Below are 17,673 nucleotides of genomic sequence, written 5' to 3'. Positions count from 1 at the left end.
GAGCCGCATTTTCCTAAATTCAGACGACGGGCGTTTCAACGTCCCCTGGGGGACGACCCTGCCTGCAGCATTCTCGGAGCCCGGGGCGCCGAGGTCCTCCTTACGAAGGTCCTCGTTGCAATCCCCATGCCGGGATGGCCTCGAAATTGAGACAGCCTTGCTGTCATAACCTCGACCTTGCCAAATTTTTGTCTATCACACAAGCGCGAGGAAGTCCCCGCTTGCATGTTTGGATCGGGCGGCTCGGCAGCCAGCTGGCGCCCCCGATTCGAAGCAAACACGCCGTGATCTGGCCCACGCAGCGACCAAGGACCGCCGAATTTCAAACCGAATTTTTGTCCCCGGGCAAGCCGGCAAGAGAGCGAAAACGCTCCCGGGCGGGGCAGACAGGAGTTACGGCGATGAAGTTGTTCACAGGTTCGGTTGCAGCCGCCGCCTTCGCGCTCAGCGCGGGCTCGGCCCAGGCCCAGCTGGCGACGTCCGCCCGGATCGGCAGCCCGCTTTTGGTCAGGGTGTCCGACATCGGCGAGCCCTACGTCGCCATGCCCGAGGTTCCACCGCCGCCGCGCTATGGCCGGGTCCCGAGCCTGCTGCCGCCGGTCGAGGTCTACACCGTGCTACGCGAGAACGGCTATCTGCCGCTCGGCGCCCCGCAGCAGCGCGGCTTCGTCTACACCATCTCGGTGATCGACCAGGGCGGCGATGACGGCCGGCTGGTGATCGATGCCCGCGACGGGCACATCATCCGCTTCACCCCCGCCTATCGGCTCGGCGACAATTACGAGGAGGAGATGAGCGCGACCTATGGTCCGGTCGGCCCGATGCCGCGGCCGATCCAGGCGAGGGTGCCGCGGCCACCGCTCCCGATCCCCCATGTCGCGAGCCGCGTGCCGGTGCCGAAGCGAAGCCCGCTCTCAGCCAAATCTGCACAAGGTCTGGCCGAGGCCCCTGCGACCGTCCAGCCGCCCGTGCCGGCGGCCCAGGCTGCCGTCCCGCAGACCGCCGCGCCGCAGCCGGCTCCCGCCGAGGCAGCCGCACCGGCGCCGGCCGAGCAGGCGGCGGCACCATCGAAGCCGGCCGAGACCCAGACGGCGGCGCAGCAGACCGCTCCGCGGGCCGAGGTCCCGACCGTCGGTCAGGCCGCTCCACCGCCAGCGGCGCCCCCGCCGGCGATCCTGCCCACCCAGGAAATGCCGAAGGTGCAGGGGTTGGAGTGAGCAAGGTCGCTGCGTAGCCCGGATGGAGCGGAGCGACGTCCGGGATTCTTTCCCGCGGCGGGACTTGCCTCGGATTGCGCGGAGCCTGTCATCGGGCGCGCGTACGCGCGACCCGTTGGCTCCATCCGGGCTACGGACTGCGGCGCCACGACAAAAAACGCCCCGGTTTCCCGGGGCGTTTTCGCGTGCAGCCAATATCCGCTGACGCGGGAGGTGTTGCTTAGGCCGCGACCTTGGCCGAGCCGTCGACGACCTGCGGGGCCGTCTCGCCGCCGCCGATCGGAATGCTGCGCGGCTTCTTGGCCTCGGGAATCTCGCGGACGAGATCGACGTGGAGCAGGCCGTTCTCGAGCGAGGCGTTCTTGACCTGCACGAAATCGGCAAGCTGGAAGACGCGCTCGAAGGCGCGGGAGGCGATGCCGCGATAGAGCACTTCGGAGCCGTTGCCCGAGTTCTCGTTGGCGGTTTTCTCGCCCTTGATCGTCAGCGTATTCTCCTTCGCGACGATCGAAAGCTCGGCCTGCGAGAAGCCGGAGACCGCAACGCTGATCCGGTAAGCATTCTCGCCGGTGCGCTCGATGTTGTAGGGGGGATAGCCGGGGCTGCCGTCCGAGGTCACCTGATCGAGCAGGTTGAAGAGGCGGTCGAAGCCGACGGTGGAACGATAGAACGGAGTGAGGTCGTAGCTACGCATAGGATGAGTCCTCCAGTGAGCGACTGTTTCAGTTACCCGCCCGCCATCGGGCCGGGCTTAGATGTGTGCAGCCTGATGTTCCGGGTCCGAAACACTGGTAGCGGCCTGCACTCCGGTGATATGGGAGGGGTCACGTCGCGTTCAAGGGGCGGAAACCGCGTCGCTTTTTTTGCGCCGGCGTCCTTGATCTCCACCCTGTCTCACCGGTCCGGTCTCCTGCATGACGCTCGTCTCGATCCCCGCCAACCCGGTTCCGGACGACGTTGTCAGTGGTACCATCAAGACCCCCGATGGAGCCGAGCTGCGCTTCGCGCGCTGGGCGCCGCCGCCCGGCCGCAAGGGCACGGTCTGCGTGTTTGCCGGGCGCGGCGAGATGATCGAGAAGTATTTCGAGACGGTGCGTGACCTGCGCGACCGCGGCTTTGCTGTAGCGATGATCGACTGGCGCGGGCAGGGCCACTCGTCGCGGCGGCTGCGCGATCCGCGCAAGGGCTACGTGCGCGACTTCGCCGACTACGAGGTCGACGTCGAGACCTTCGTGCAGCAGGTGGTGCTGCCGGATTGCCCGCCGCCCTATTTCGCGCTGGCGCATTCGATGGGCGGCGCGGTGATGCTGCGCCTCGCACATGCCGGCAAGCGCTGGTTCGACCGCATGGTGCTGTCGGCGCCGATGATCGACCTGCCGCGCGGCCGCGTGTCGCTGTTGCCGAGCGCGCTGCTCAGGATCATGCGACTGGCCGGGCAGGGCGGCCGCTACGTGCCGGGCGGCACCGACGAACTGGTCGGCCTTGCGCCCTTCATCGGCAATCCCGTGACCAGCGATCCGGTGCGCCACGCCCGCAACGCGGCGATCCTGGAAGAGGATCCGACGCTCGGCATCGCGGCGCCGACGATCGCCTGGGCCGACACCGCATTCACCGCGATGCGCACCTTCCGCGGCATGTCGTATCCGTCCGAGATCCGCCAGCCGATCCTGATGCTGGCGGCGAGCAATGACGAGGTGGTGTCGACCGCGGCGATCGAGGAGTTCGCCTATCATCTGCGCGCCGGCTCGCATCTGGTGATCGCCGGCGCCAAGCACGAGATCCTGCAAGAGCAGGACCGCTATCGGGCGCAATTCTGGGCGGCGTTCGACGCCTTCGTGCCGGGCACGCCGCTGTTCAAGTGAGCAATTTGCTGGCGCGGCGTCTGCGGCTCAGCCGTTGAGCAGCGCGACGATCCGGTCGGGAAAGCGCTTCTCGACGAACAGGGTCCTGACCTCGGCGACGCTGAGATAGCGGTCCCTGCCTTCGCCCTTGCCCATGATGTCGAGCAGCACCGGCCACTCGCCGAGCATCAAGAGCGGATAGTAGCAGTGCAGCATGCCGTAGGACGGCGGATGCTCGTCCTTGGCACGCTGGAAGTTCGCCGCCATGAAGGTCTTGATCTCGGAGGCCGACAATCCGCGCTCGACGCTGCCGTCGGGCGACTTGCGGTCACTGCCGAAGGTGGCGAGCCGCGCGATCTCGTCCTCATGCACCACGGCATGCTGGTCGAGGATGCGCGAGCCGGCGCCGTGCTTGTCGAGCGGGCCGTTGCGCAATTCGTCGAGGATGGCGCCTTGCAACAGGCTTCGCATCTGGCTGAACGGGCCGATGCCGTTGGCCATCTGCGCGACCATGAAGATCTTCGCGCCGGCGCTGAGCGCCGGAAGCCCGGTCTTGCCGGTGGCGCGGTCGATGGTTGCGGTCAGCTCCGGCAGCGGCACGAGATGGCCGCCGACATAGTTGCCGGCGACCAGCGCGCGCAGGAACGGGCAGGGATTGTCAGGGGAAACCTGCGGGGCGGGTGCCGCGCTTGCAGCCGGATCGGACATCAAACCACATCCTGAAAAGCTTCAGCTTAAAAAGCATCCATTACCGGTGAATGAACTCGCTCAGGAGTCGGCGGCGAGTTTCGATCCGGATGCAACCAGAACGAGTTTGCCGAAGGGGACGCCGGCTTTCAAGAGGCCGTCGCGATAAAGCGCGATATCGTCCGGGTTCTTCCAGTGGAAATTGCGCAGATGGCGTTTGACGGTCAGGTCGGGATAGTTGCCAAGCAGCGCCTCCGCAGCCTGGGCCGCCTCGTCCTTGCGTCCGAGCTGGGCGAGCGCTGCGGCGCGCACCGCAAGGCACTGCAGATGGTTCGGGTTGAGATAGAGCCCCTCCCGCGACCACGACAGCGATGCGTCATATTGCCCGAGCAGATAATGACTGAACGCGTTCAGCGCCGCCCACTGGTAGCGCGGGTCGCTGTTGCCGCGCTGGACCGCCGTCGAGAACAGATCGACCGCCTTGCGGTGGTCGCCGATCACCATGTGGCAAATTCCGAGCACGCCGCGCGCACCCATATCGTAGGGGTTGAGCTCGATCGCCCGCTTGATGGCGTCCATCGCCGCTTCGTAGTGGCCCTGCATCGCGTGCAGGTAGGCCAGCAGCGAAAACGCGAACGAGGAGCGCGGGTCGAGCCGCACGCTGCTCTCGGCCAGGCTGACCGACGAGGCCCACAATTCGCGCGTGCTCGGAATCCAGCCGAACTGGATGCTCTGGATCTGGATCAGCGCCAGATAGGCGCGCGCGATCGACAGTGCGGGATCGAGCTGGATCGCTTCCTTGAACAGCGCGATCGCGGTTTCGCAATCGTCCTTGGTCTGGTGATAGTAGTGTGACAGACCCTTCAGGAAGCGATCCCAAGCCGTGATTTCGGCATTCGGCGAGCGCGCCGGTGCCGAGGCCTCGGCGCGGTAGATTTCCTGGGCAACAGCGGCAGAGAGATTGGCGGTGATCTCGTCCTGCATCGCGAACAGGTCGCCCATGTCGCGGTCGTAGCGGCCGGTCCACAACTGCTCGCCCTTCTCGGGCGCGATCAGTTCGGCGGAGACGCGGATCTTGTTGCCGGCGCGGCGCACCGAGCCCTGGATCAGATAGGTGGCGTCGATCTCGCGTGCGATCAGGCGGGTCGAGACGTTCTTGCCCTTGTAGGCGAAGGTCGAATTGCGGCTCAGCACGCGGTAGAAGGATTGCAGCGACAGCGCGTGGATCAGATCCTCGGTCAGACCGTCCGAGAAATATTCGTCGGCACCGCCGCTGAGATTGTCGAACGGCAGCACGCCGACGATCGCGGTCCGGTATTGCCCCGGCAGATGCGGGCCGTCGTCCGGGGTCTTTTCCTGATGATCGGATCCGGCTGGCGCCCAGGTCCAGACATGGATCGGTTCGGCGATGTTCTTGAAGCGGTGCGGGCCGGCGTCCACCAGGGTGACGGCCAGCCGTCGCCCCGATTCGGTGCGGGCCTTGTCCGACACCGCGATCCCGCCGGGCTTTGCCACCGTCTCGAGACGGACGGCGATATTGACGTCGTCGCCGAACACCTCGTCCTCGTCGGCCATCACGTCGCCCATGTGGACGCCCATCCGGAAGTGCATGGCGCGGTCGGCCGGCAGGTGCTCGTTGCGCTCGGCCATCAGCGTCTGCATCGCGACGGCAGCCTCGATCGCGCCGATGATGCTCGGAAATTCCAGCAGGAAGCCGTCGCCGGTGTTTTTGACGATCCGGCCGCCATGGTTGAGGATGATCGGGTAGATCGCACTGCGATGCGCCTTGAACGAGGCATGCGTCCCCGCCTCGTCGGCACCCATCATGCGGGAATAGCCGGCGATGTCGGCGCAAAGAATGGCAGCGAGCCGTCTTTCCATGTCTCCTGTGCCCTGGAATGGCCACTTAGCCGAGGTGACCGAATCCGATACTTACAAGACAGGCCGGGTCCGGCGGAAGCTCGGTTTACGGGCAGCTATAATGCATAGTAGCAGGAATTGGCATGCGACCAACGGATCGTACCACCGTTTCTCTACGGAATTCGTGTGTCGCCGCGATGGCGCAAGCCGGCCGATCGCCCTTTCCGGACCGCTACTTAGATAGGTTAACGCAGGCATGCTGGGAATTCACGAGCTCTGGCTGTTCGTCCTGTCCGGGCTGCTGCTCAACGTCACGCCGGGTCCGGATACCGCCTATATCATCGGGCGCACGATCCAGCTCGGATGGCGGGGCGGCGCGGCTGCCGCGATCGGCATCAGTTGCGGCTGCCTGGTCCACGTGTTCGGCGCGGCGATCGGGCTCTCCGCGCTGCTGATGGCGTCGTCGACCGCGTTCCTGGCGGTCAAGCTGATCGGGGCGGCCTATCTGGTGCTGACCGGCTTGCAGATGCTGCTGTCGCGCGCCAAGCCGATCGCTGAGATCACGAGGCAGGGCGGCGAGACCTCGATCTCGCGCGTGTTCTGGCAGGGGGCGCTGACCAACATCCTCAACCCCAAGGTTGCGCTGTTCTTCCTGGCGTTCCTGCCGCAATTCGTGGCGGCGGACTCCGCCCACAAGGCGCTCGCCTTCCTGGTGCTCGGGCTGATCTTCATCACCGGCGGCACGCTGTGGTGCCTTGGTCTCGCGGCCTTTGCGGCGAGGGCTGCCGGCCGCATCCGGCAATCGAGCGGCGTGATCGCCTGGATCAACCGCTCGCTCGGCGCGCTCTTCATCTATCTCGGCGTCCGCGTCGCCATGCTGGAGGCGCGCTAGCTATCACTTGTGCATGGTCTGTTCGGAAAACGGCTTCAGACGTTTCCGGATCACGCTTATCCGTGGATCTTGAGCAGCGCGCTGCCGGCGAGATAGAGGCCGAGCAGGATCATCGAAATCAGGAACCAGCGGCGGAACACGTCAGGCTGCATCCGCGTGCGGACCGCCTGGCCGATGAACATGCCGATGAACGATGCCGCCATCGCGACTGCCCCCGGCAGCGCGGTGGCCGCCGTCAAGAGGCCCGAGGCCGTCAGGTTGAAGGCGAGTGCGAGCGTTGCGGTGGTGAAGAAGACGCCGAGCGCCTGCACCAACTCGTCACGCTCCATGCCGATCGCCTGCATGAACGGCATCGAAGGGATGACCTGCACGCCGGTCGCGGCCGAGATCAGTCCGGTGACGACGCCGACGATGCCGCCGATCCACTTCTCGTCGCGCCGCCTGACCTTGAAGTTGAACCTGCTCAAGCCAACGATCGCGTAGATCACCAGCAGCACGCCGAGCACCACGGTGCCGTAGGCCGCGTATGGCCCGGTCAACAGCCCGGCATTGATCCAGATTCCGACGACGGTGCCGAGCATCAGCGGCCACAGCCGCCTGAGGATGTCGCGCAAATAGGGGCCGACGAAGGTCTGCCAGATATTGGTGACGATCGCCGGCACGATCACGATCGCAATCGCCTGGCCCGGCGCCATGGTGGTTGCGAGCAGCCCCATCGCGACCGTCGGCAGGCCGAGGCCGAGCGTGCCCTTGACGAAGCCGGCCAGCAGGAAGGCGAAGGCAATGAAGATCAGGAGATGGCCGACCATGACGGCACATTGACCGATCGACGCGATCGGCACAATCTGGAGGTTACGGAGTTAGCCTTCGGGCGGTCCGAAGGCGCGGGGCGGAAGAAGAAATGGGGCGGAACATGTCATGCGGTTCGACCTGATCGATTTGCAATTGTTCATCGCGGTGTCCGATGCGCACAGCATCACCCAGGGCGCGGTGCGTGCCAACATGGCGCTGGCCTCGGCCAGCGAGCGGATCAAGGGCCTCGAGGAGGCGCTCGGCGTCGCACTGCTCAAGCGCGGCCGCCGCGGCGTCGAATTGACGGCGGCGGGCGAGAGCCTGCTCGGCCACGCCCGCATCGTGATCCACAATGTCGAGGCGTTGCAGAGCGACCTCGCCGCCTATGCCAGCGGCGTCCGCGCCAACGTGCTGCTGCTCGCCAACACCTCGGGTCTGTCGGAACATCTGCCGCGGGCGCTCGCGGCCTTCCTGCACGAGCATCCCGATATCAGTGTCGATGTCGAGGAGCGCGAGAGCACCGATATCGCGACCGCGATCGCGAGCGGCGCCGCCGATCTCGGCTTCGCCGCCGAACACGCGCTGCCCGACAGCGTCGAGCGCTTCCTGTTCAGCGAGGACCGCCTGATGCTGGTGGCGTCGCGGCGCAGCGATCTCGGCAGCCGTCGCCAGATCGACTTCCAGGAAGTGGTCGGCCGCGATTTCGTCGGCCTGACGGCAACGTCCGCGCTGCAGGTGCATATTTCCCGGCATGCGGCCAAGCTCGGCGCGCGGCTGCGTTTCCGCGCCCGCCTGCGCGGCTTCGACGCCATCTGCCAGATGGTCGCCGCCGATGTCGGCATCGCGGTGATCCCGGAAACCGCCGCGCGGCGCTGTGCGGCTGCGATGCCGATCACGACGATCAGGATCCGCGACGGCTGGGCCAACCGCCGGCTGACGATCTGCGCCCGCAGCTTCAAGGCGCTGCCGCGCGCCGCCAAGCAGCTCGTGGACTATCTGCGGGCCGAAGCGCAACGCTGAGAATCTTACGAGGCTTCCTGCGCGATGCGGCGCTCGTCGCGGTTTTGCCGCACCGTGTTGGCCTTCAGGAGCAGACTGGCCGGATGCGGATCGCCGTAATGGAGCAGCATCGTCGCGCGAACCGCGTCGCTGGCGACCGGGAAATTGGCATGATAGGTCCGGTAGCCCCAGAACAGATAGAGGTTGCCGGGCTTCAGATATTTGATGTTCGGCAGGTCGCCCTCCGCCAGGGCGCGCGTGACGCGGTTGCGGTACCAGTTGCTCTGTGTGATCGCCTTTTCGACGATGTTGAGGAAGGTGAACCGGCGATAGCCACGCCGGTTCGGAAACATGATCAGCTCGCCGGCGCGCCGCTTCGGCCCGTCCGGGATCAGGATTGGTGCCAGCGCCGTGATGACATGCTTGTCGTAGTGGTAGAGCAACGATCGCTCGTCGCCGGTGCGACCGGCGACGACGCGCAGGCCGGTATAGATTTCCTCGTCCAGCTTCGCCCTCGGGCAGCCGATTTGCGCGAGCCTCGTGAGGAGCCGGCGCATCTGTGGATCGCCGGTCAATTCCTGTGGCGGCGTGCCTTCGTTGCGCGACAGCCAGTTCAGCGCGAAATAGCGCTTGCCCTTTTGCTCGACCAGGCCGTGGACGTAGCCCTGCGCGCGTTCGATCCAGGCCGGATCGATCGCATTCTCGATGCAGACGAAGCCCTTCTGGTCAAGCTCCGCGGCGAGCGCCGCGGGATCCAGCCGATCGGTCAGCAGCGGCATCATGAACTCCAAACGGACGTGCTACGGCCACCTCCCGGCCGCGAGAGCGAAGCTAGGCTGCATTCCTGACACATCGGTTAAATCGACATGCACGATTCGCGGGAAAGTTGTGTGTGGTTGTCCAAAACCGCTGCGGGCGAGATCATGCCGCACCAGTTCTCGATGACGAGGTCGGGCATGCCAATAGCTCGGCAACTCGAGAATCAGGCGTTCAGCAGCTTCATCGCGGCTTCGTGCACGCGGGGGTCGCCGGCGGCGATGATGCGGCCGCCGCCTTGCGCCGGCTTGCCGTCCCAGGTGGTGACGATGCCGCCGGCACCGGTGACGATCGGGATCAGTCCGGCGATGTCGTACGGCTTCAGCTCGGTCTCGACCACGAGGTCGAGATGGCCGGCTGCGAGCATGCAATAGGAGTAGCAGTCGCCGCCGTAGCGCGACAGGCGGACCGCATTCTCGATCCGGCCGAAGCGGGTGCGGTCCTCCGGATTCATCAGAAGGGGACTCGTGGTGAAGGCGGTCGCCTCCTTCAGCGAGGCGCAGCGCCGCACCGCAAGTCGTCGTTCGCCCGACGGCCCGGAGTAATTCGCCGAGCCGTTGTCGCCCGAGAAGCGCTCGCCGATATAGGGCTGATGCATCATGCCGAATACCGGCGTACCTTTGTGCAGCAGCGCGATCAGCGTGCCCCAGATCGGAAAGCCGGCGATGAAGGATTTGGTGCCGTCGATCGGATCGAGCACCCAGACATAGTCGGCATCCTCTCGCTCATTGCCGAATTCCTCGCCGACGATGCCGTGCTGGGGGAAGTTCGCCTTGATCAGCCGCCGCATCACCGCTTCCGCGGCGCGATCGGCCTCGGTGACCGGATCGAAATCGTTCGAGCTCTTGTTGTCGACCGAGAGCGAGGTGCGGAAGAACGGCAGGATGGTTTCGCCCGATGCCGTCGCGAGGCGGCCGATGAAGGCGGTAAAGTCGATGACCGTCACGGCATGTCCCTGAAATGCGCAAACGAGGCGATAGAAGTTCGAATCCTGCTCTTGCCTAGAGCCTTTTCCGTTCCGATGGAATCGGAACGGGGCTCTGGATTCTTGTTTTGACGCGTTTTCTTTACGCGAACCGGTAGCCACTTCGCTCGAAAACGCTCTAGCTCAATCCAATGCGGCGCGCACGATTAACGGAGTGTTATCCCAGCCTGATGACCTGGTTTCTGACTTGGTTCTGGCTTGGCTTCGCGCTTTCGATTTGGCTTCGGATTCGAAAGTCTGGCCGGCCTCAGGACGGATCACGAAGTTGCGAGTTCTGGTATACAAGCTATGCGCCGAACGCTGGCCGCCCGGGCCTTCCCCTGTAAGATATTGATCCTACATGCGGAAAGCCGCTCCTGCTGACCTGTTGCAGATCTGCCAGAGCTTCCAACATTTCCCAGGAAATGTTTCGAAAGTTCTTGCGTTTTGTGCAGCGCGGTCGCATATTGTTGCGGTGCGGTAGCGCCTCGCGCTATCGCTGCCCTCCTTGGGCGTTTCCTCCCTAGACTTGGGCCGCTTGTTCATTCAAGCGGCCCTTTTTTCTTCGGCCACCTTTTCGCAAGTGAATTGGGAATCCAATTCGGCGCTTATCGCGTCGCCATTCTGAATTCGCAGTTCATGACTTCATCGGCACAGCGGCTCGACGAACGATCCTTCACTCCGCCGCCGCCTGGAACGGCCCGAGATCTCCGAACGGGATTTTCGCGAGCGCGTCCGCCAGCGTTGCAAAATCGTCCGCCACCTGGGCGAAGCGCGGTCCGCGTTCGCGGCGGCGCTCATCCATATAGACCGCGCGGTTGAGCTCGATCTGCACGGTGTGCAGGCCGCTCGCCGGGTTGCCGTAATGCTCGGTGATGAAGCCGCCGGCATAGGGCTTGTTGCGGCCGATCGAATGGCCGAGCGAACCCATGACCTCCTCGACCAGATCGGGCAGCAGCGGCGCACAGCTCGTGCCGTAGCGGTCGCCGATCACGACGTCGGGCCGGCGCGGCTCGTCGCGCGAGACGCCGACCGACGGCATCGAGTGGCAGTCGACCAGGATCACGGCGCCGAACGCCTGGTGCGCCTTGTTGATCAGCCGGCGCAATGCGCGGTGATAGGGCTTGTAGAGCAGCTCGATCCGCCGCAGCGCCTCGTCGACCTCGAGCCGCTCGCGATAGATCTCCTGGCCGTCGCCGACCACCCGTGGGATGGTGCCCAGCCCGCCGGCCACCCGCATCGAGCGCGTGTTGGCAAAGCTCGGAAGCCGCCCGGTGAACATCCGCGGGTCGAGCTCGTAGGGCTCGCGGTTCACGTCGACATAGGAGCGCGGGAAGTTGACCCGGACGATCGGAAAGCCGCGATCGCTCAAGCCCGCGATCAGCTCGTCCATGAAACTGTCTTCGGAGCGGCGCAGCGACGTCACGTCGATTCGCGACGCCTCCAGGAACTCGGCCGGATAGACCGAGCCTGAATGCGGAGAATTGAAGATGATCGGCGCGCGCCAGGCCTGCGGCTCAACGATCTCGAACGGGGGCGACAACTCGCCAGCAAATTCGCTCATTCCCTTGGCGCCGTCCCTTGCGTCCGCCTCGCCCCGCAAGAATTGATTCTGCCGGAAAAGCGGAGATTTATGGGCGGGCATTGTCGGTAATCGCGATCATTCTGCCAAGTGAAAAGAGTGCGGTATCCGCTGGAACGCGTCTGAAAGGCAGCAAATGCCGCAGCCGGTTGATTCCATGGGTGGTTCGGTCCACAAATAGTCGTTGGCCCGACGCTTCAGGCTTGACGCAAATTTCACCCGAAATTTACCGTCTGTCGGGCTTACTGTTCGGACTGATCCTCCAGCCGGATTCGACGATTCCTGCCATGCCGAAAATTCTCCTCGCCGAAGACGATACCGATATGCGCCGCTTCCTGGTCAAGGCGCTTGAAAATGCGGGTTTCAAGGTCTCGCCGCACGACAACGGCATGTCGGCCTACCAGCGGCTGCGCGAGGAGCCGTTTGAAATGCTGCTCACCGACATCGTGATGCCAGAGATGGACGGCATCGAGCTTGCCCGCCGTGCTTCGGAACTCGATCCCGACATCAAGATCATGTTCATCACCGGCTTCGCCGCCGTGGCCCTCAATTCCGATTCGGAGGCGCCGAAAAACGCCAAGGTGCTGGCCAAGCCCGTGCACCTCAGGGAATTGGTTAGCGAAGTGAATAAGTTGCTGGCGGCCTGATTCGCCAAAAAACCTTCACTTTGCGTCCTTGCCTGCCCCGCCGCCGTCCGTTATAGGGACCCGATCCAAACATGGCTTTGGGTGCGTAGCTCAGCGGGAGAGCACTACCTTGACATGGTAGGGGTCACAGGTTCGATCCCTGTCGCACCCACCATCCTTCGCTCGCGCAGCGAGAGAAGGATGCCACGCCGAAGCCCGACGGGCGAAGGCGGGCCTTTTGGCCGCAAGCTTCGGCTCGGCAAGCCACGCTTCATATCATCTATGGACGGGCTTCGCGTGGCGCAGCCACGCCGGAGACCTTCTGTGCGAAGCGTGTCCGGCGTAGCTTGAACGCAGTGAAGGCGAAGACGGACTGTCGCGCCGAAGCCACCGGGCGAAGGCGGGCCCTGGCTGCGAGCATCGGCTCGGCACGCCATACTTCGGAATGAAGCGGCAGGGCTCGGCTTCCGATCATCACACGACCGCGCGCTCGGCCTGACCGATCTCACCAATGATGCCAGCGATGATGCCAACGCGGGTAGCCGCCGCGATAGTAGGCGTACGAGGCGTATGCCGGCCGCACCACGTGACGATAGCGGTAGCCGTAATAGGCCGGCCTGTAGCCGCTATAATATGTCGTGGTGTATCCGCCGCCCCAACGATACGGCGCGTAGCCGTAGTCGTCGTAATCATAGGCGTATGCGTCGTAACCGGGCGCATAGTAGGCCGGTGCGTAGCCATAACCGTAGCCATAGCCCGGGTAGCCGTAGCCATAGGCGGATGAGGCGAGGCCGCCGACCACGGCGCCGGCGATCAATCCGCCTGCGAGCGCCGGACCGAACCCGCCGCGCGCTTCGGCGGGTGCGGGCGCTGCAATCGCGCTCACTCCGAGTGCACCGGCTGTCGCAAGAACAAGGGCTGTCTTCCTCATCAGATCCTCCTCGATAGTGATTGCCCAGCCGGTCAACGGAGTGGAGCGGCGTTGGTTGCTGCCGGAAGCGCGCCTGCAGAAAGGTTCCTCAAGCGGAATCGGACACCGGCCAGCCGGCTCAGAAGGGATCCTGTCGCAGTTCCCCCGGCGCGAAATGTCGCGCAGCGGATGGTCGAGGAACGGCGAGGGCGGCGACGTTGTTTTCCTGCAAGGCAGTTCACCGATGAATCGCGCGCGCGGTGCCGCAGATTTCGTCGGCTTCGCGGGGCAGCGGCCGTGGCGGAGTGAGCGCCAGACATTGGCAGCAGCTTTCGCGAACTGAACAGACGCCAAATCTCAGGAGGAATCAGGAGGAATCGGCAATGCACAGCAAGATCATCAAGAGCAAGTTTCTGCTGACGACAGCCGTGCTGTTGGCTGGCGTCGGTCTCGCATCGGCGCAGGGCCTGCGCGAGGGCGGCGGTGGCGGAGGCAACATCGGTGGCGGCGGCAGCGTCGGCGCCGGCGGTAGCGAGCGCGCACCGTCTGCAGGTCCGTCGGGCGGGCGTTCCGGCGGTGCAATGCATGAAGGTCCCGGGGCGTCGCGAAGCGAGGGCATGACCGTCGGCCGAGGGCAGGGCGCGAGCCCAAAGGAGCCAGGGGAAAGCGGCCGTGCTGAAAGTCGGATGGACCGCGGCGCAGCCGAGCGCGGTGAGAACATGCGCGGCGAGACCACCGGGCAGGCCCGCGACAGCGGCCGCGCCGAGCAGCGAGGCGATCGGCAGAGCCAGCGCAATCAGGGCCGCCAGGAGCAGACCATCGGGCAAAGCCGAAGCCAGCGCGAGCAGGTCGGCCGATCGGAATCCCGTGAAAGCGGCAGCGCCACCACGCGGCAAAGCCAGCAGCAGCAGGACCGGGCCAACGCCGCCAATCGCAATCAGGGCACCACGACCGGTCAGCGCAGAGGTGCGAGCACGACAACCGGCCAGAGCACGACCACGAGCCCGAACACGCGAGCCGGCCAGACGACCGGTGCGGCCACCCAGCAACCGGGCACGACGCAGGGCCAGGTTAACTCCGGCGCCAAATCCGGACAGATCAATTCCGGACAGACCACTGGGCAGGCCAACACAACGGCCCAGACCCAGTCGAACGCCGCGGTCCAGACGGAGGCCGGGCGCACCGTGACCGCCGAGCAGCAGAGCACGATCCAGCGCTCGGTGCTCTCAGCGCGCAATGCGCCGCGCGTCAATGTCAACGCGATCAATTTCGCGGTCAATCCGGGCGTGGCGGTGCCGCGGAGGTTCAACGCAATTTCGGTCGCCGCCTTCCCGGCGCTGATCGATGCATTCCCGTACTATCGCGACGACAGCTTCTTCATCGTCGAGGACGAGGTCGTATTTCTCGATCGCGATCGCCGGGTCGTCGACGTGGTCCCGGTCGGACCGCGGACGCGCTTCAGCCATCGCGGCCGCAGTGGCGGCAGCGTTGCGATGATGGACCTCGGCCCGCAACAGATCCGCGAGGTGCAGCAAGTGCTGATCGACCGCGGCCTGTTGGTTGGTGAGGCCGACGGCGTGCTCGGCTCGCGGACCCGCGAGGCGCTGATCACGTTCCAGCGCCGAGAAGGCCTAACGACGAGCGGCAGCGTCGACACCCGCACGGTGGCCGCACTGGGCCTGTCCGACAGGATCGGCGAGGCCGCGGGGCGGGGATCGTCAACAGTCGGTCAGAGCCGCACCCAGCAAAACACGACGGGACAGACGACCGGCCAGACCAACGACGTGCCGCAAAACCAGTCGACCGACCAGACCGGCACGCAGCAGCCTGCCCAGCAAAACACGACAGGGCAGACCACGGGTCAGGCGAACGCGCCACAGAACCAGTCGACGTCTGGCCAGGCCGGAAACCAGCCGTCGGCTCAGCAGCAGGCCCCGCAGCAGAATACGACGGGACAGTCCGCGCCGCAGAACCAGTCCACTGTCGGGCAGGGCAGCGGCGGCAACCAGCCGAGCACCGGCCAGACCTCGTCGCCCAGTCAGCCGAACCAAAACAACGCTCCGCCGTCGTCAGGCTCAAGCACGAGCCCGCAGACGCCGGCGCAGGGTTCCGATCGGAAGTAGGCTCTATCCATCCGATCGGCAGCGCTTCGAAAACCTCCCACTTCTCCTTCCCCCGCAAGGGGGAAGGTCGGGATGGGTGGCCGCGGACTGCACAGTCAGCGGAGAGAGCAGGTCCCCGCCTGCTCGCTCTGACGAGTGAGGCGGCCTCCCCTTTAAGGCAGGGCTATGGCATCTGGCCTGCCTCGGCAGGGGCGCATCAAAACCTGCAAAACAACCCCATGCAAAGGAGCCGTCGGCGTGCCGGCATTCGATATGTCGACTTGACACGTCGGGCAAATCAGCGGCATTATTCTATTATCCAGAAAACGTGCAGTGCGCCTAACTCCGTCCGATGGGACGGAGCCGTAGACATGTGCGATCGCCCCGCGTTGCGGAGAGGGCGGGGCGAGGGGGGCGCCTCGGGCGAGATGATCGAGACGAGCATCACTTTCTCGACGCTGATCGTGTGCTGCGCGAAGTATTGAGAGAGTTCGCCGTGTGGCACCCTCTCCCCAACCCTCCCCCGCATCCGCCGGTGGCTTCCTCACGCTGCTCGTGTCAATGATCGCGAGGGGCCGGCACAGCCGCGCGATGGGACAGTGCCATCTGGCGCGCAACACTCCCGGCAAAAATTCAGTGAACCAAAAAATTCGATGAGCCGTTGTGACTTTCGCCACCTCGACACTCATATGTAAATGCCGCAAGCAGCGACAGTGTGTACGGCCGCATGCCACAGGGTTTGCAGTCACGCCGCATGCGGTGGATTGGCGCAGGAATAGGCAGACGTCCCCATGCCTGGTCGCAGCGATCGTCGCAGAGGTCCCGATATGTCATCTACCGTGCTTACCTCTGCTTCCTGCCGTTATATCCGCTGTCCCACAGCGCCGAGATCGCTAACATTTTCTGAAGTCTCCTGGACGATGCGTTGCGCGATCGCATCGCGTGAAGGCAATCTTGCAATTCTTCGCGGCGCGCGTTGCCGCTCCTCTGGCTATCGCGCAAAGTGTTCTCTAGATCAGTCGGGTCGGATACGGCCATGACGCCACGATGATGAAAAAAGCATGTGTGAGCACGACTGCCTCAGCAACCTGCATCAGCCCTATCGGGAGCGGCCGGCGTAAGCAGGCTGATCTTCGCTTTCCCGGATGCCGCTTCTTTATCTCCCGAATTCGCCGGCCTTTCGGTGCAGGCGACGCAACCTTTGGAATGCCCCTCCGTTGAGCCGATGTCTGTCGTCTGCGAAAACGGGGAACGGAAGTACATGCGACAAGACGACGACACGCCGGCACGCGCATCGCAGCTCCTCGAACATGTTCCAATGCCGCGCGAGCCGCGGAACATCAGGGACATAGCTCCCGCACCGCCTCGGCTGTTCTCGACGCGTCCGTATCCGCTATCGGAGCAGTTCGAGGTCTGGAAGACGCGGATGGCCTCGCTGGTCGAGGTCGCGCCGCCGGAAGGCTGTAGCGCCGCACAAGGGTTCCTGGTGGAGTACCTGACCTGCAACATGGCCGAAATCGTCTTCACGTCGGGACGATTCGCCGCGCAATCGTTCGCGCGTGTCATCAAGCCGTCGCAGGGGGCGCCCGTCGATATCTGGTGGCTGTACCGGGTGCGCTCCGGCGAAGCCCGCTTCGAGAGCGCCGGGCGACGAATTCACGCCGGGCCGGGCGCCATGTTCCTGATCTCGCTCGATGATGATTTCAGCGGCAGCATCACGGACTATGAGGGCCTGGTGCTGGGTTTGCCGCGCAGGTCGTTCGCCGACGTGGCCGATCAGCTCGACGAGCTCTGCAATGTTCTTCTCGAAGGCAACCTGATCGCGCTGCTTGCCGACTATCTCGACAGGCTCGAGACGCGCATCATGCTGATGTCTCCGGACGAGTTGCGGCAAGCGGGGCGGGCGACCGCACAGATGATCGCCGCCTGCGTCCAGCTGTCCTCGGATCGGCTCGAGTCTTCGCACGGCGCGATCGAGTCGGTGCTGTTCGAGCGTGCGCGACTCTATATAGAGACGCATCTCGGCGAGTTTGACCTCACGCCGGATCGCATCGCGCAGCAATTGCGCATTTCGCGCTCCGCCCTCTACCGTGCATTCGAGAGCGTCGGCGGCGTCGCCGGCTACATCCTGCGCAAGCGGCTGCGCGCCGCTCATGCCGAACTCGTCGCGTTCAACGACAGGCAGGTGCAGGAGATCGCCTATCGCAACGGCTTCAAGCTGGCGTCGGATTTCACGCGCGCGTTTCGCCGCGAGTTCGGCGTCAGCCCGCGCGAAATGCGCGAACGCACGCGCCGTCGATCAACTGCCGGTTGAAGGCGCGATAAAATACCTCACGGTGCATCGGCCAATCATTCAACTTGTGAGACGATCTGCGCGTTATTTGG

The 17,673-nt window shown here is 64.7% G+C and carries 15 protein-coding genes and 1 tRNA gene; 8 read left to right on the top strand and 8 right to left on the bottom strand.

The annotated features are described in order from the left end of the window. The first annotated feature begins 401 nt into the window (after positions 1 to 401). Positions 402 to 1,217, top strand: coding sequence for a hypothetical protein (locus ACVMB0_RS02785; protein ID WP_456797197.1), 816 nt, complete (start codon positions 402 to 404; stop codon positions 1,215 to 1,217). A gap of 220 nt (positions 1,218 to 1,437) precedes the next feature. Here the strand turns inward: ACVMB0_RS02785 and ACVMB0_RS02780 are convergent, their stop codons facing one another. Then, positions 1,438 to 1,911 carry an Hsp20 family protein gene (locus ACVMB0_RS02780; protein ID WP_456797198.1) on the bottom strand — a complete coding sequence of 158 codons (474 nt, stop codon included), beginning with the start codon at positions 1,909 to 1,911 and terminating at the stop codon, positions 1,438 to 1,440. A 220-nt stretch (positions 1,912 to 2,131) separates the two neighbouring features. Here ACVMB0_RS02780 and ACVMB0_RS02775 point away from each other — a divergent pair, with 220 nt between their 5' ends. Continuing rightward, a complete protein-coding gene (locus ACVMB0_RS02775; protein WP_456752322.1) occupies positions 2,132 to 3,079 on the top strand; it encodes an alpha/beta fold hydrolase in 948 nt (315 codons plus the stop codon). 27 nt (positions 3,080 to 3,106) lie between these two features. Here the strand turns inward: ACVMB0_RS02775 and ACVMB0_RS02770 are convergent, their stop codons facing one another. Both ACVMB0_RS02770 and ACVMB0_RS02765 read right to left on the bottom strand, forming a co-directional pair. Further along, on the bottom strand, positions 3,107 to 3,766 hold the full coding sequence (locus ACVMB0_RS02770) for a hypothetical protein (RefSeq protein ID WP_461345250.1): 660 nt from the start codon (positions 3,764 to 3,766) through the stop codon (positions 3,107 to 3,109). A gap of 60 nt (positions 3,767 to 3,826) precedes the next feature. After that, positions 3,827 to 5,626, bottom strand: a complete 1,800-nt coding sequence (locus ACVMB0_RS02765; protein WP_456752324.1) for an adenylate/guanylate cyclase domain-containing protein — start codon at positions 5,624 to 5,626, stop codon at positions 3,827 to 3,829. Positions 5,627 to 5,861: 235 nt separating this feature from the next. On the opposite strand from ACVMB0_RS02765, the gene ACVMB0_RS02760 reads away from it, so the two are divergent. Then, on the top strand, positions 5,862 to 6,497 hold the full coding sequence (locus tag ACVMB0_RS02760; RefSeq protein ID WP_461345249.1) for a LysE family translocator: 636 nt from the start codon (positions 5,862 to 5,864) through the stop codon (positions 6,495 to 6,497). Between the two features lie 56 nt (positions 6,498 to 6,553). Here the strand turns inward: ACVMB0_RS02760 and ACVMB0_RS02755 are convergent, their stop codons facing one another. Then, entirely contained in the window at positions 6,554 to 7,306 is a 753-nt protein-coding gene (locus tag ACVMB0_RS02755; RefSeq protein WP_461345248.1) for a sulfite exporter TauE/SafE family protein, read from the bottom strand. 109 nt (positions 7,307 to 7,415) lie between these two features. Here ACVMB0_RS02755 and ACVMB0_RS02750 point away from each other — a divergent pair, with 109 nt between their 5' ends. Beyond that, entirely contained in the window at positions 7,416 to 8,309 is an 894-nt protein-coding gene (locus ACVMB0_RS02750) for a LysR substrate-binding domain-containing protein (protein WP_461345247.1), read from the top strand. Between the two features lie 5 nt (positions 8,310 to 8,314). Here the strand turns inward: ACVMB0_RS02750 and ACVMB0_RS02745 are convergent, their stop codons facing one another. From ACVMB0_RS02745 to ACVMB0_RS02735, 3 genes are all read right to left on the bottom strand, one after another. After that, positions 8,315 to 9,067, bottom strand: a complete 753-nt coding sequence (locus tag ACVMB0_RS02745) for a hypothetical protein (RefSeq protein WP_461345246.1) — start codon at positions 9,065 to 9,067, stop codon at positions 8,315 to 8,317. 203 nt (positions 9,068 to 9,270) lie between these two features. Further along, entirely contained in the window at positions 9,271 to 10,050 is a 780-nt protein-coding gene (gene hisN / locus ACVMB0_RS02740) for a histidinol-phosphatase (RefSeq protein WP_456752329.1), read from the bottom strand. Positions 10,051 to 10,744: 694 nt separating this feature from the next. Next, positions 10,745 to 11,632: an N-formylglutamate amidohydrolase gene (locus ACVMB0_RS02735; RefSeq protein ID WP_456752330.1), complete on the bottom strand. Its 888-nt coding sequence runs from the start codon at positions 11,630 to 11,632 to the stop codon at positions 10,745 to 10,747. Between the two features lie 305 nt (positions 11,633 to 11,937). Here ACVMB0_RS02735 and cpdR point away from each other — a divergent pair, with 305 nt between their 5' ends. Then, complete coding sequence (gene cpdR / locus ACVMB0_RS02730; RefSeq protein ID WP_016843340.1) at positions 11,938 to 12,297, top strand: cell cycle two-component system response regulator CpdR; 360 nt, start codon at positions 11,938 to 11,940, stop codon at positions 12,295 to 12,297. 79 nt (positions 12,298 to 12,376) lie between these two features. Then, a tRNA-Val gene (locus ACVMB0_RS02725) sits at positions 12,377 to 12,451 on the top strand. A 330-nt stretch (positions 12,452 to 12,781) separates the two neighbouring features. On the opposite strand, the gene ACVMB0_RS02720 is transcribed toward ACVMB0_RS02725, so the two are convergent. After that, positions 12,782 to 13,207: a hypothetical protein gene (locus ACVMB0_RS02720; protein ID WP_461345245.1), complete on the bottom strand. Its 426-nt coding sequence runs from the start codon at positions 13,205 to 13,207 to the stop codon at positions 12,782 to 12,784. 362 nt (positions 13,208 to 13,569) lie between these two features. Here ACVMB0_RS02720 and ACVMB0_RS02715 point away from each other — a divergent pair, with 362 nt between their 5' ends. Both ACVMB0_RS02715 and ACVMB0_RS02710 read left to right on the top strand, forming a co-directional pair. Continuing rightward, positions 13,570 to 15,309 carry a peptidoglycan-binding domain-containing protein gene (locus ACVMB0_RS02715; RefSeq protein WP_461345244.1) on the top strand — a complete coding sequence of 580 codons (1,740 nt, stop codon included), beginning with the start codon at positions 13,570 to 13,572 and terminating at the stop codon, positions 15,307 to 15,309. 1,240 nt (positions 15,310 to 16,549) lie between these two features. Further along, complete coding sequence (locus ACVMB0_RS02710; protein WP_461345243.1) at positions 16,550 to 17,602, top strand: helix-turn-helix domain-containing protein; 1,053 nt, start codon at positions 16,550 to 16,552, stop codon at positions 17,600 to 17,602. Positions 17,603 to 17,673 lie beyond the last annotated feature (71 nt).

It is taken from the genome of Bradyrhizobium sp. USDA 4451 (assembly GCF_054822585.1).
The sequence above is the reverse complement of the archived record's forward strand: the minus strand, read 5'-3'. Positions and strand labels throughout refer to the sequence as shown.

Bases quoted from the DNA above. Each gene is read 5' to 3' on its own strand.
- ACVMB0_RS02745 (WP_461345246.1), bottom strand. From the start codon at position 9,067: ATGCCGCTGCTGACCGATCGGCTGGATCCCGCGGCGCTCGCCGCGGAG.
- ACVMB0_RS02735 (WP_456752330.1), bottom strand. From the start codon at position 11,632: ATGAGCGAATTTGCTGGCGAGTTGTCGCCCCCGTTCGAGATCGTTGAG.
- ACVMB0_RS02760 (WP_461345249.1), top strand. From the start codon at position 5,862: ATGCTGGGAATTCACGAGCTCTGGCTGTTCGTCCTGTCCGGGCTGCTG.
- ACVMB0_RS02715 (WP_461345244.1), top strand. From the start codon at position 13,570: ATGCACAGCAAGATCATCAAGAGCAAGTTTCTGCTGACGACAGCCGTG.
- ACVMB0_RS02750 (WP_461345247.1), top strand. From the start codon at position 7,416: ATGCGGTTCGACCTGATCGATTTGCAATTGTTCATCGCGGTGTCCGAT.
- ACVMB0_RS02710 (WP_461345243.1), top strand. From the start codon at position 16,550: ATGCGACAAGACGACGACACGCCGGCACGCGCATCGCAGCTCCTCGAA.
- ACVMB0_RS02755 (WP_461345248.1), bottom strand. From the start codon at position 7,306: ATGGTCGGCCATCTCCTGATCTTCATTGCCTTCGCCTTCCTGCTGGCC.
- ACVMB0_RS02765 (WP_456752324.1), bottom strand. From the start codon at position 5,626: ATGGAAAGACGGCTCGCTGCCATTCTTTGCGCCGACATCGCCGGCTAT.
- ACVMB0_RS02775 (WP_456752322.1), top strand. From the start codon at position 2,132: ATGACGCTCGTCTCGATCCCCGCCAACCCGGTTCCGGACGACGTTGTC.
- ACVMB0_RS02770 (WP_461345250.1), bottom strand. From the start codon at position 3,766: ATGTCCGATCCGGCTGCAAGCGCGGCACCCGCCCCGCAGGTTTCCCCT.
- cpdR (WP_016843340.1), top strand. From the start codon at position 11,938: ATGCCGAAAATTCTCCTCGCCGAAGACGATACCGATATGCGCCGCTTC.
- ACVMB0_RS02780 (WP_456797198.1), bottom strand. From the start codon at position 1,911: ATGCGTAGCTACGACCTCACTCCGTTCTATCGTTCCACCGTCGGCTTC.
- ACVMB0_RS02785 (WP_456797197.1), top strand. From the start codon at position 402: ATGAAGTTGTTCACAGGTTCGGTTGCAGCCGCCGCCTTCGCGCTCAGC.
- ACVMB0_RS02720 (WP_461345245.1), bottom strand. From the start codon at position 13,207: ATGAGGAAGACAGCCCTTGTTCTTGCGACAGCCGGTGCACTCGGAGTG.